Annotated in this window: 11 protein-coding genes and 1 pseudogene; 6 read left to right on the top strand and 6 right to left on the bottom strand. The window is 45.1% G+C overall.

Annotation, left to right across the window (positions count from 1 at the left end):
• The first annotated feature begins 75 nt into the window (after positions 1-75).
• The 6 genes from cimA (at position 76) to B7992_RS16385 (ending at position 7,255) form a co-directional block, all read left to right on the top strand.
• Entirely contained in the window at positions 76-1,650 is a 1,575-nt protein-coding gene (gene cimA, locus B7992_RS11490; protein WP_088666317.1) for a citramalate synthase, read from the top strand.
• Positions 1,641-2,930: a histidinol dehydrogenase gene (hisD, locus tag B7992_RS11495; RefSeq protein WP_088666318.1), complete on the top strand. Its 1,290-nt coding sequence runs from the start codon at positions 1,641-1,643 to the stop codon at positions 2,928-2,930. Before cimA ends, hisD begins: the two co-directional genes overlap by 10 nt.
• Before the next feature lie 183 nt (positions 2,931-3,113).
• Positions 3,114-5,039: a secretin and TonB N-terminal domain-containing protein gene (locus tag B7992_RS11500; protein WP_141100449.1), complete on the top strand. Its 1,926-nt coding sequence runs from the start codon at positions 3,114-3,116 to the stop codon at positions 5,037-5,039.
• Positions 5,036-6,229 (top strand): PilN domain-containing protein, encoded by a 1,194-nt coding sequence (locus B7992_RS11505; protein WP_088666320.1) that lies wholly within the window; start codon positions 5,036-5,038, stop codon positions 6,227-6,229. The genes B7992_RS11500 and B7992_RS11505 overlap by 4 nt, the downstream gene beginning before the upstream one ends.
• 155 nt (positions 6,230-6,384) lie before the next feature.
• A complete protein-coding gene (locus B7992_RS11510) occupies positions 6,385-6,744 on the top strand; it encodes a hypothetical protein (RefSeq protein ID WP_176421932.1) in 360 nt (119 codons plus the stop codon).
• Positions 6,745-7,009: 265 nt separating this feature from the next.
• Complete coding sequence (locus B7992_RS16385) at positions 7,010-7,255, top strand: hypothetical protein (RefSeq protein WP_176421933.1); 246 nt, start codon at positions 7,010-7,012, stop codon at positions 7,253-7,255.
• Here the strand turns inward: B7992_RS16385 and B7992_RS11520 are convergent.
• From B7992_RS11520 to B7992_RS11540, 6 genes and pseudogenes are all read right to left on the bottom strand, one after another.
• Entirely contained in the window at positions 7,242-7,634 is a 393-nt protein-coding gene (locus tag B7992_RS11520) for a type II secretion system protein (protein WP_088666323.1), read from the bottom strand. The two genes, B7992_RS16385 and B7992_RS11520, sit on opposite strands and share 14 nt — an antisense overlap.
• Positions 7,627-7,878: a hypothetical protein gene (locus B7992_RS11525; protein WP_254917692.1), complete on the bottom strand. Its 252-nt coding sequence runs from the start codon at positions 7,876-7,878 to the stop codon at positions 7,627-7,629. The genes B7992_RS11520 and B7992_RS11525 overlap by 8 nt, the downstream gene beginning before the upstream one ends.
• 51 nt (positions 7,879-7,929) lie before the next feature.
• Positions 7,930-7,995 (bottom strand): annotated as a pseudogene (locus tag B7992_RS17425) (prepilin-type N-terminal cleavage/methylation domain-containing protein); the annotation flags it as partial.
• Positions 7,988-9,217 carry a Tfp pilus assembly protein FimT/FimU gene (locus B7992_RS11530; protein WP_088666325.1) on the bottom strand — a complete coding sequence of 410 codons (1,230 nt, stop codon included), beginning with the start codon at positions 9,215-9,217 and terminating at the stop codon, positions 7,988-7,990. The pseudogene B7992_RS17425 and the gene B7992_RS11530, both read right to left, overlap by 8 nt.
• A gap of 5 nt (positions 9,218-9,222) precedes the next feature.
• Positions 9,223-10,599: a GspE/PulE family protein gene (locus tag B7992_RS11535; RefSeq protein ID WP_088666326.1), complete on the bottom strand. Its 1,377-nt coding sequence runs from the start codon at positions 10,597-10,599 to the stop codon at positions 9,223-9,225.
• Between the two features lie 10 nt (positions 10,600-10,609).
• Positions 10,610-10,999 carry a hypothetical protein gene (locus tag B7992_RS11540; protein WP_141100453.1) on the bottom strand — a complete coding sequence of 130 codons (390 nt, stop codon included), beginning with the start codon at positions 10,997-10,999 and terminating at the stop codon, positions 10,610-10,612.
• Positions 11,000-11,258 lie beyond the last annotated feature (259 nt).

The raw sequence follows: 11,258 nt of genomic DNA on the forward strand, positions 1-11,258 counted from the left end.
AAACACCTTGCTTTACTGTTTATTGTATGAACACATCGAAAAAAAACAAAGTTTTTTGCTAAATTTACTGCACTTATGAAATGCTTTATCTATGACACCACGCTGCGCGACGGCAATCAAGATCGCAAGATTAGTCTCTCTCTGGCCGATAAAATCCAGATTACTCGAATTCTTGACTCTTTCGGTATTGATTACATTGAAGGCGGCTGGCCCAACCCGAGCAACCCCACCGACGAAGAATACTTCCGCGAAGTAAAGAAGCTGAAGCTGAAGCACGCCAAGATCGCTGCTTTCGGTAGTACTCGCCGCCCGAAGATTCTTCCCGAGAAGGATCCGCTGCTCCAGGCATTGGTGAAGTCCGAGGCTCCAGTAAAGACCATCTTCGGTAAGAGCTGGGACCTTCACGTTACAGAAGTCATTCATACTACTCTGGAAGAAAACCTGGACATGATCCAGTCTTCCATCGAATTCCTGAAGGAACATTCCAAGGAAGTTATTTACGACGCCGAACATTTCTTCGACGGTTATAAGGCCAATCCTGAATATGCCATCGAAACTTTGAAGGCTGCCGCTCTCGGTGGTGCGGACTTTATCGTTCTGTGCGATACCAACGGCGGTACCATGCCTTGGGAACTGGAAGAAATTTTTGAAGCCGTCAAGGAACATGTAGACGTACCTCTGGGCATCCATGTTCACAACGACTCCGGCCTTGCTGTGGCTAACAGCATCTACGCCGTGAAGTCCGGCGCATCCATGATTCAGGGTGTCATTAACGGTTACGGCGAACGCTGCGGTAACGCCAACCTCACCACCATCATGGCAGACCTGGTCTTCAAGATGGGCGCAAAGTTCTTTGCCTCCAAGAAGATTTCCGGCCTCCGTAAGCTGTTCTTGAGCATTGACCAGATCGTGAACATTCCTAGCGACGTTCGCGCTCCCTATGTGGGCGAGGCCGCTTTCGCTCATAAGGGCGGTGCCCATATCGATGGCGTCATGAAGGTGTCCCGCAGCTTTGAACATGTGGACCCGCATTCCGTGGGCAACGACCGCGTGTTCGTCACCAGCGATCAGGCTGGCGGTTCTCTGGTTGTAGAAAAGCTGAAGGCTATCAAGCCGGGCATCGACAAGAAGGATCCCATGGTGGCAAAGCTCCTGCTGGCTATCAAGGAAAAGGAAAACGCCGGCTGGCACTTCGATTCTGCCGAAGCAAGTTTCAAGATGCTGGTTTACCGCCAGCTGGGTATGTTCACTGAACCTTTTGAATTCATGAACTATCGCGTCACCGAAGACAAGACTCCCCAGGGACTCTCTGTTTCCCAAGCTTCTGTAAAGCTTAAGATTGGCGACAAGATCAGCCATCAGGTAAGCGAAGGCGACGGTCCGGTGAACGCTCTGGATGCCGCATTGCGTAAGGCTCTGCTGCCGTTCTTCCCGTACATGGCCAAGGTCCGCCTGGACGACTTTAAGGTCCGCGTTCTAGGTTCTTCTGTGGGTTCCGACGCACTGGTCCGCGTGTGGACAACCTTCGGCGACGACAAGGAACATTGGAATGTGGCAGGTGTCAGCACCAACATCATCGAAGCCAGCTGGCTTGCCTTGATGGACGGTCTGTGCTACAAGATTTTGAAGGAAACTAAGAAATGCAAATAGTTAAGGCTACTCCTAATTCTAAGGAAATTGAACGCATTTGCGGTCGTGAAGTTGCTCCCAGCCGCGAAATTTATAACAAGGTTGTAGACATCCTGGCTGACATCAAGAAGGGTGGCTACGCCAAGGCTGTGGAATACGCCCAGAAGTTCGACAGCCTCAAGGGCAAGAACATCCGCGTATCTGAAAAGGAAATCGAAAAGTCCGCTGCCAAGTGCCCTGCCGATTTGCAGAAGGCTCTCAAGCAGGCAATCAAGAACGTTCGCGACTTCCACCAGAACCAGATGGAAGAATCCTGGCTCATGGAAGGTAAGGACGGCGTTGTTCTTGGTCAGCGCATCCGTCCCATGAAGCGCGTTGGCCTTTACGTTCCCGGTGGCGCTGGCATTTACCCCAGCACCGTGATCATGAACGCTGTACCCGCTCTGGTTGCTGGCGTTGAAGACATCGTGGTGGTCACTCCCATCAAGGGCGAAATCAACCGTGCCGTGGCTTTCGTGCTCCAGCAGTTGGGCATTACCGAAGTCTACCACATCGGTGGCGCACAGGCTATCGGCCTGTTGGCCTACGGTGCCAAGGATTCCAAGGGCAAGACCATCGTTGAACGCGTCGACAAGATTGTGGGCCCGGGTAACGTTTTCGCCGCCGTCGCCAAAAAGGAAGTCTTCGGTGTCGTAGACATCGACATGGTGGCTGGTCCCTCCGAAGTTCTCGTCATGGCCGACAAGACTGCCGATCCTGACTTCGTTGCAGCAGACCTGCTTTCCCAGGCTGAACATGGTTCTGGTTTCGAAGCCGCCATCTGCATTACCGACGACATGGAAACCGCCCAGATGATTTCTGCCTGCGTAGACGTCCAGGTGGAAAACAGTCCCAAGAAGGAACTGCTTCAGAAGGTGCTGGACAACTTCGGCCGAATTCTCGTGGTGAAGGACTGGTTTGATGGCGTTGCCATTGCAAACAAGATTGCTCCGGAACATCTGGAAGTCATGACCGACGAAGCTGAATCCATGGCTGCCCAGATCGAAAACGCCGGCGCCGTGTTTATCGGTCACTGGTCTTCTGAACCGGTGGGCGACTACTTTGCAGGCCCCAACCATGTGCTGCCCACCAACGGCACTGGCCGCTTCTTCAGCCCCCTGGGCGTGTACGACTTCCTGAAGCGTATGTCCATCATCCGCTACAGCGAAAAGGCCATCAAGAAGAACGCCAAGGCAATTGCTGCCGTGGCCATGGAAGAAGGCTTCTACCACCACGCACAGGCAGTGCTTAAGCGCCTTTAGTTCAGCGCCGCTTCTTTAGAATAAATTTCTTGAATAAAGAAAAACTTTTAAAACCGAGATGTTCATCTCGGCTTTTTCGTTGCATAACTAAATAAAATCGCAAAAATGTAATCTTTGAAATAGGGTTGCTTGTTTCTATCTTTGCGTCTGCATTTCTTTGTATAAAGAACATGCGGGGGTATTTTGAAGAGTTCTTTTTTTTGTAGAATACTAGCAGTTTTAATATTCTTGATGGGGGTCTGTGTTTGGGCAGAGCCTTTGCCGTTGCAACCACTACCTATTGCCGATTCAATTGTTGTCAAGAATTTGAATGTCAAGAATACCGAAATCCGGGACTTACTTCAGGGAATGGCTGTTCAGTATGGTCTAAATTTGTTCCTTTCACCCGATGTTCATGGCCCAGTAACGGTTAATTTCAATAATCAGCCTTTAAAGGACGCTTTACGTGTCTTATTACAAGGAAATGGTTATGAGTATATTGTAGATGGTGGAGTAATACAGGTTCAAAAACCGGTAGTGGTTGCCCCGGAACCTCCAAAACCGCCAGAAAAACGATTTGTTGTGAACTTTGAAAACGGTCTTTTGACCATCGACGTTGAAGAGGCTCCACTTGACAAATTGGTCCGTAAAATAGTTGAAGTTTCTGGACGTAATGTTTTGTTGGAACAAGGAAGCGATAAGGTTGTTTCCGTTTTTCTACAAAACATGACTTTTGACCGTGCAGTTCGACATTTGGCTGAATCTGTAGGTCTTGATTTTGAAGAAGATGATGGCGTTGTATCTATCAAGAAAGGCAATTGGAATCTTGGTGGCCGCAATAGCGATAATGGTGGGAAATTCAAAGTTCGCTTAGTCAATGACTCGTTATTGAATATTGAGGCCGTTGAAGCTTCGTTGGCAACCTTGCTAAGCGAAGTCCTAGCTCAGACAAAGTTGAACGCCATGGTTTATGGCAAACTAGACGGACAGGTTACATCTCATATATCGGGAATTCCGGTTCGCGAGGCTCTTAAGTATTTGTTCCGTGGAACGGCCTACACCTTTTGGGAACGAGATGGGGTTTATTTTATTGGTCCTCACGAGATGCAGACAGCCGATAATTCTTTGCTCATAAAACTCAAGCATTTGCGTGCAGAAAATGTGATTAAACTCTTGCCGACTACATTGACCAAAAGTACCCAAATTCAGGTTGTAAAATCACAGAATGCCTTGATTGCCGTAGGTAGCTACGATGTCTTGGATGCTATTTCCCAATATGTTGAAAAGATGGATTTGCCTGTGGCTCAGATCTTGATAGAGGTTCTTGTTGTTGACATGGATATCGAAAAGGGACATAATCACGGCTTGAATTTGCTGTTTGGTAAGGCGTCAAAAAACATGGGTTCTGAAACACTATTTCCTAGTATCGACCAGACCTTGAATGCTAAGCAGACCCAAAGTGTAATGAATGGAATCGGACTTGGTGATGTAATTCATGTTCCTAAGGACATGGTTACAAAGATCAATGCTATGGAACAGCAAAAAATTTTGGATGTAAAGGCTCGTTCTCAGATTGCCACTTTAAATGGGGAAACTGCTGTGTTGACCATTGGTCAAACCCAGTATTATATGATGTCTTCTGAAGTTGATTATAATCAGGGTGATGCCGTTACATCTAAGACAACTCAGCGCTTTGAACAGATTGAAGCAAATTCTAATATTACAGTGACTCCCTACGTGACAGGTGAAGGCGAAATTACCTGCGAAATAGTACCTGATTTCTCGGAACCCGAAGGTAGCTTTAGTAGTGATGTGCCGCCTACCTTGAATAAACGCTATGTGAAGTCTTCGGTCCGGCTCCGTGATGGTGAAACCATCGTGCTGGGCGGCATGGTCAAGGAAAGCGTGAGCGATGTCCATAGACAGGTGCCTTTCCTTGGTTCTATTCCTATCATTGGTTGGCTTTTCAAGAATGTAGAACGAGTAAAGAGCAAAAGTCAATTATTGATTTTTGTGACACCCCATATTTATTATGGTGCTGAAGGCAGCGTAGATGTTGCCGAAGAAATCGAAAAAGCAAAAAAGCCTTTAGTTTCCGAAAGTAAAAAGAGTTCCAAGGAATCCAAATGAAGATCCTAACCGGACAGTATTGGTGGGTCCTTGTCGTTCGTGATTGCGTTGGAAGTGGGTGGGCCTATATTGCAAGAGTTCTTCGTGGTAAACGTTCTGCTTGTGTCATAAATGTTTCATTTACGGGATCATTGGCTGATTGCAGACATTTCCAAGTCGCAAATGGAGGTTCCGCCGATGGTGTTATTCTGGTTGATGATTCAACCCCTATAAAGTTACATACTGACGGGGGAGCAGAATTTAAACGAGACGACTTTGAGCATGTAAATTCTATTGATGGTGGTTACGCTGTTGTAGGGTTACGTCGGGCTATAGAAAATATAGCTGGAGATGTAGTTAAGGCTGACTTTAAAATTTTGGCTCATCTCCCAGTACTGTTCTTTGAAGTAGAAAGAATTCGTCAGAAAAGTGAGGCTGAGGTTAAAGCATTTGTTTCTTTTGCCGACGGTGTTTCAAAAATATGGACTTTTGCTGGTGATGAGTTGATTGCCTCGCTAAAAATTTGCGATGCCTCGTCAAAGAATATGTGCGACCAACTGGTCAATTTTGTCAAGGAATGTTATTTTGTGAAATCCATGGATGTTGTCGAGACATCTGTCAGTGATGAAGCTGTTGCAATCGCTGCGGCGGAAGATGCTTGGTTGTTTCGCACGGATCATTTGCCCGCTTTTTCAACAAACCCTGATGAAACAGCTGTAGCTCGAGTTCGTGAGGCCGCCTTATTTCGTACAGTTTTTAAAGCTTGCATCTGTGTTTTACTAGCAACGTTGTTTGTTTCTTTGGCGTTCTGGGGAGGCGTAGCATGGTATGCCTCTTCTACTCAGGTCCAAATCGCCGCCTTTGAGAAGAATATAGAAACGCGCAAGGAACTAGAAAAGGTTTGGAAAAAGTTGGAAAAAGATAGGGCAGGAACCGAAACTTTCCTGAGTCATCGCAGTCAAGTATCTTCGTCTTTTTCTAGGATTTTGGCGGCTTTGCCCGAAAATGTTTGGGTAGATCATTGGACATTTAGTCGTAATATACATTCTTTGCGGGGGTATGCCCTGTCCTCAGAAGATGTTTCTTTGTTCCTTTCTTCTTTGGAAGTAGATCGTTCTTTGGTAAACGTGCGCTTGCGGACTACTGAAAAGACGACATACAGACGTAAGCCCGTAGTAAAATTTGATTTGACGGCGGAGGCTATCCGATGAATAGACTTCTGTATCGATACAAGTATTCTTTATTGTCGTGCTGTTTAATAGCCTTGACAGTGTTCTTAATTGGATTTTTTATTTTCCCAAAGATGCTTGTTGCAAGTGATATTCTTGTGTCAATTCGATCTGAAGTTAAGGACGCAGGGGGGGTGGTGGAAAATTCAAAATCTCCCGATTCTTTGATTGCAGAATACGGAAGAATTTCTAGTGAATTGGATTCCTATGTAAATGTTCCTGTTTCGTCTTCGAAAATTTTGACATTTATCCTTGAGGCTGCGAAGGATTATGGCGTAACGCTACAGGATCTTTCGACTGGAGAAATAGTATCTAGAGGTGAAAACCTTGAATATCCTGTTAAGTTTAAGTCAAGTGCTGGATTCAATTCGTTTCTCCGCTTTATGACTTCCTTGGAAAATGGAATTTATTGCGTGAAAGTTGTTGATGTTGATATGGATTCCAAGTCGGCGTCGGTTAGACTTTCGGTATTGAGTAAGGTCGTACGCGATGAATAAGTTTTTAGTTTTTTTAGTATCAACAACCATCTTGATTTGGGGAGTATTCCTGTTCAAGATGTCTGATAAGGTTGATGGGCAACAAAGGTCTGGTCTATGGGCCGTTTATGAGGGAAATCCTCAGGTTGAATCCCAGGATATCGAAACAAGGCTGGATTTCAAGAGTCTACTGGCTCGTTTAAAACCTCAATTGATGCCCAGTGGGTCTGCTCGAGATCCTTTTTGTATACCAGCAAGTCTATTTCCGGTTGTGGCGAAACCCCGCGTGGTAACTGCTAAAACTGTTGAAGTTCCTGATTCCCTTTTAGTTGGTCCGAAACCTAAACCTAAGCCACCCTCCATTACTCTAGATGCGGTTCTGCCTGGCGATAATCCCGTTGCCATTATTAAGTTCCGCGGCGAATCCTCGGTCGTTCGTGTTGGTCAAGAAATCTGGGACGTGGTGGTGGAATCCATTAGGCCCGACGGCGTAGAATTGAGATTTGGTGAAGATATCTTTACCATTCGATAGAGGTAGATTTTACTAGACTGTAAGCGTAAATCTCTCTAGATGAGGAATCAATTTTTCCTAAAAAGAAGATTAGGCTGCGATAGCGGTCTAATTTTTTGCATTTAGGAAAGGGGAAAGGGAATGACTTATTGAGGGAGTCTGCGTAGTTCCCGGTAAATTTGAAAAGGCTGTCATTGGAGCATTCTCCGGGATTGGTTCGAAGCATGTTGTCGGCTTTTGCCCTCATCACATTGTAATCAAAATATTCTTCGTGACTTTTTTTATAGTTAAAAAAAGAATTGTTTGCCGTGCTGAACATGTTCATGGCGAAAGTAAAGAATATGCCAGAAATGGCCATGGTAACCACCAATTCTATAAGAGTAAATCCGTTCTTATTCATTTCGTACCTCTAGGTTAGAATGGTATTTGCAGAAATATAGGGATTGAGTGGAATCGGTCTTGTTGCGTATGGCGGTAGCGTTAAAACAAGTTTCGTTGCCATCTGTACTTTGGCTGAGTAGAATTTCCCAATGATTTCCGTTGATATCTGTGTGCTGGTAGATGGAATCACTTTGATTTTCCATAGTTTTTGTAAGAAGTATAATCTTGCTCAACTCATTACCATAGTTTTCGTTACGGGCCATTTGCGTTACAGGCCCTCTGAATAAGAAACCTGAAAGCAACATTCCAGTGGTTAATAAGATTGCGAAACTGATGAGGACTTCTACGAGAGTAATCCCTTTTTGGGAAAGACTATTCATAACTAGGTTCTCCTCCAAAATGTACGATATCAGGGAGAAGTACCTTGACTGTAGTGTCTCCGGTAATTTGACCATCTTTCAGGAAACCCGGCCAATACGTAATTCCATCGTAGAAACCGAAGGTTGAAACAGTCATATAACCTTGAAGTTTTCCACGAAAGTCGACAATACCGTTGGCAATTAAAGTACCCCTGAAATTCACCTGGTCAGTAACCTCAACAGAAATTCCCCGGAGTGTATCGTCCCAATTGTCACCAAGAAAAATAACCGCGGAATTGTTTGCTTTAAATTTTAACAGTGAAATTTTTCCAACGTAGTTGGTTTCAGTTTCTCTATGGCCTTGTAGAATGAGGTTGACCTTTCCTGTTTGCTTTAGGGTTTGATTGACCTCTATGGTGTCCCTTGCAAAAAAGGTTCCGTCAACCCGAGAATTTTCGGTAAGGGATATTGTTCTTGCTACTACATTGGTCTTTATGAGTGAGGATCGTTCCCTAATGTAGATTCTGTCTGCCTGAATCCTGCATTTGTTACATTTGGAATCCCCTTGAAAAATGACCAGTTCGCAATTGAGCTCACCATTGATAACGTCTGTACCGTCAAGAATGCAGGATTTATTCTGAAAATGTTTTTGAACTATATTGTCAAATGATCGACGACTCAATTCAGGAAAAAAACTTAAAGTATCGTAGTAGGAATGGTTTTCTCCCGAAAAAACGGTGTCATAGAATGCGTTTTTATGGGCTCTCATTTTATAATGAGAACTATAACTTACAGAACCTGAACGGACTGCGGTTCCGCCTTTGATTTGAGCATCACCTACAATAGAAATGCTTGTTTGGGAGGCGGTTACCACAAGTGCTGGGCGATGGCTAGGAATGTATCCTGTAATTACAGAAAGGCTCCTGGATGAATCTTTGTTGAACGCAGTCAGCCTGGCAAACGCTCCGTCCTGCTTATGCGAAATGAAAAAGGAGATGTGGTTGTTGTGGACGATATGTTTTAATGAATCAGTTCGCCAAGGCTCATCTGCATGAGACATACGGTAAAAAGCGTAATTTGCTGCAGACTCCAATTCCAGCATTGATTGGATGAACTTGTATCTGCGATTGGATTCTATTCGCTCCCGCTTTACCATGTCGTAAAATGAAAAACTGAGAATCCCGATTACAGTGAGGATTACCATGGTAAGTGGTAGGGTAAATCCGTGTTTGTTGCCCTGCATGGTTCCTACACGATGGCTTCGGCGGAAACTTCAGCTTCGGTTGTAAGACCTGCTGCCACTTTCTGGGCGCCGTCGTTGGCCAATGTCTTCATGCCCAGTTCGATGGCCTTATGCTTGAGTTCTGCCGTGGTGGCGTTCTTATGGACTAGTTCTCGTAATTCCTCTGGTATTGGCATCATTTCGAAAATGCCTACTCGACCCTTATAGCCGCTGCCGCTACAGCTTAGGCAGTTAGGATCTTTACCGCCGCATTGGGGGCAGATTTTTCGGACAAGGCGCTGGGCCATGATGAAGTTGACTGCCGATGCAACCAAGAATGGCTCGATGCCCATGTCAATGAGGCGCACAATGGCGGATGGTGCGTCGTTGGTATGTAATGTGCTGAATACCAAATGGCCTGTGAGGGCTGCGCGTATAGCCAGTTCTGCTGTTTCACTATCGCGAATTTCACCTACCATGATGACATCTGGATCTTGACGGAGTAAAGTTCGCAGAGCGGCAGCGAACGTCAAACCAATCTTTGTATTAACTGCAGTTTGTGTAATTCCGTCCAGTTTGTATTCGATAGGCTCTTCGATGGTGGAGATGTTTAATTCGGTACAGCGGATCATTTGCAGCAGGGTATACAAGGTCGTGGTTTTTCCGCTACCTGTAGGACCTGTGATAAGAAACATCCCGTAGGGCTTGTGTATTTCGCCTTCACAAAGTTCAATCAGTTCTGGGGTCATGCCCAGGGAGTCTAGCTTGTGGATTATCTGGCCCTTGTCCAAAAGGCGCAAGACCATCTTTTGGCCATAGTCTGTGGGCAGAGCAGAAACACGGATGTCGACGTTCTTGCTTCCGTCGTCAAAATGGATTCGTCCGTCTAAAGGGCGGCGTTTTTCGGCGATATCCATGCTGGCCATGATCTTTAAACGGGATATAATCTCGGAAATGGAACGCAAAGGAAGTTTTCTCGCTATCCTTAGAACGCCGTCTTTGCGAAAGCGAACCCAAAAAGCCTTTTCACCAGGTTCAAAGTGAATATCTGAAACCCCCGTATGCATAGCCTCTGAAATAATCTCGTTTACAAGGCGGATGATTGGGGAACTGAACTTACTGTTATCTTGTGAGGTTCCTAGGCTTGGGACACTTTTGTCGGCAAATGTGTTAATCCACTGGATAATTTTATCTTCGTCGGCTTGAACTGGGGTGATGTAGACTCCTGTAATCAGCTGTAAGTCATTTATTAAATCAAAATCATTGGCGTCGGTCACAGCAACTGTTAGCCTGCGTGAATCTTCATTGAAATCGACGGGAAATGCTGAATAACGCATCATTGACTCCTGTGTCAGGAATCGGAGCGCGTTCTGTAGGGGGGGAGTCTTTAACTCAAATGACATGACCTAGCCGCTAGTTGGTAGAATCGTATTTTGCAGTGTCTACAGGAACAAGCCTAAGGCTAATAGAACGGAGAATAATGCTTAATGCAGTGTCTGGATTGCTGATGACATCCACCGTATCCATTGGAAAGTAGCCTTTCTTAGTAACGATAATCTGGTTGACGTAACTTTCTTCTGAAGGGAAGGTTACTGTACCAGAGGAATTTGTCTTAAGTTCCTGTCGGGCTTGAACTTCGTTAGTTAACTCTACACTGGCGTTCTTAACTGCGTTTCCTGAAATGGAATCGGTTACTACAATAGTGTAACGAACAGGAATCCGACTGTCGGTATCTTCGTTTTGAAGACAGGCGGTAAAAAACAACGTACAGATGGCCAGATAGGCTATGAATGGAAATTTCAAAATAACCCCCGAAATTTTGGGGTCAAATATAGTAAAATAACCTCCCATTACCTAGGGTCGGAAATGGTTGTTGTCTGTACGAGAATGCTTAAAAAAGTAATGTGTTTTTTTTGTAAGAAAAAAAACGTGTTGAACGAAGGTAAATATTATTTTGTAGCTAACTCGTTATTTTACATGCAATTAGGTTGAGTTTGTAAATTATTTCCCGAATTCTATTTGCAAATGCATAATCCGAGCGGAATCTGAAGGATGCAAAAAA

This window comes from Fibrobacter sp. UWH1, assembly GCF_002210365.1.
In the GTDB taxonomy this organism is placed as follows: domain Bacteria; phylum Fibrobacterota; class Fibrobacteria; order Fibrobacterales; family Fibrobacteraceae; genus Fibrobacter.

Bases quoted from the DNA above. Each gene is read 5' to 3' on its own strand.
- hisD (WP_088666318.1), top strand. From the start codon at position 1,641: ATGCAAATAGTTAAGGCTACTCCTAATTCTAAGGAAATTGAACGCATT.
- B7992_RS11505 (WP_088666320.1), top strand. From the start codon at position 5,036: ATGAAGATCCTAACCGGACAGTATTGGTGGGTCCTTGTCGTTCGTGAT.
- B7992_RS11530 (WP_088666325.1), bottom strand. From the start codon at position 9,217: ATGCAGGGCAACAAACACGGATTTACCCTACCACTTACCATGGTAATC.
- B7992_RS11520 (WP_088666323.1), bottom strand. From the start codon at position 7,634: ATGAATAAGAACGGATTTACTCTTATAGAATTGGTGGTTACCATGGCC.
- B7992_RS11535 (WP_088666326.1), bottom strand. From the start codon at position 10,599: ATGTCATTTGAGTTAAAGACTCCCCCCCTACAGAACGCGCTCCGATTC.
- cimA (WP_088666317.1), top strand. From the start codon at position 76: ATGAAATGCTTTATCTATGACACCACGCTGCGCGACGGCAATCAAGAT.
- B7992_RS11525 (WP_254917692.1), bottom strand. From the start codon at position 7,878: ATGGCCCGTAACGAAAACTATGGTAATGAGTTGAGCAAGATTATACTT.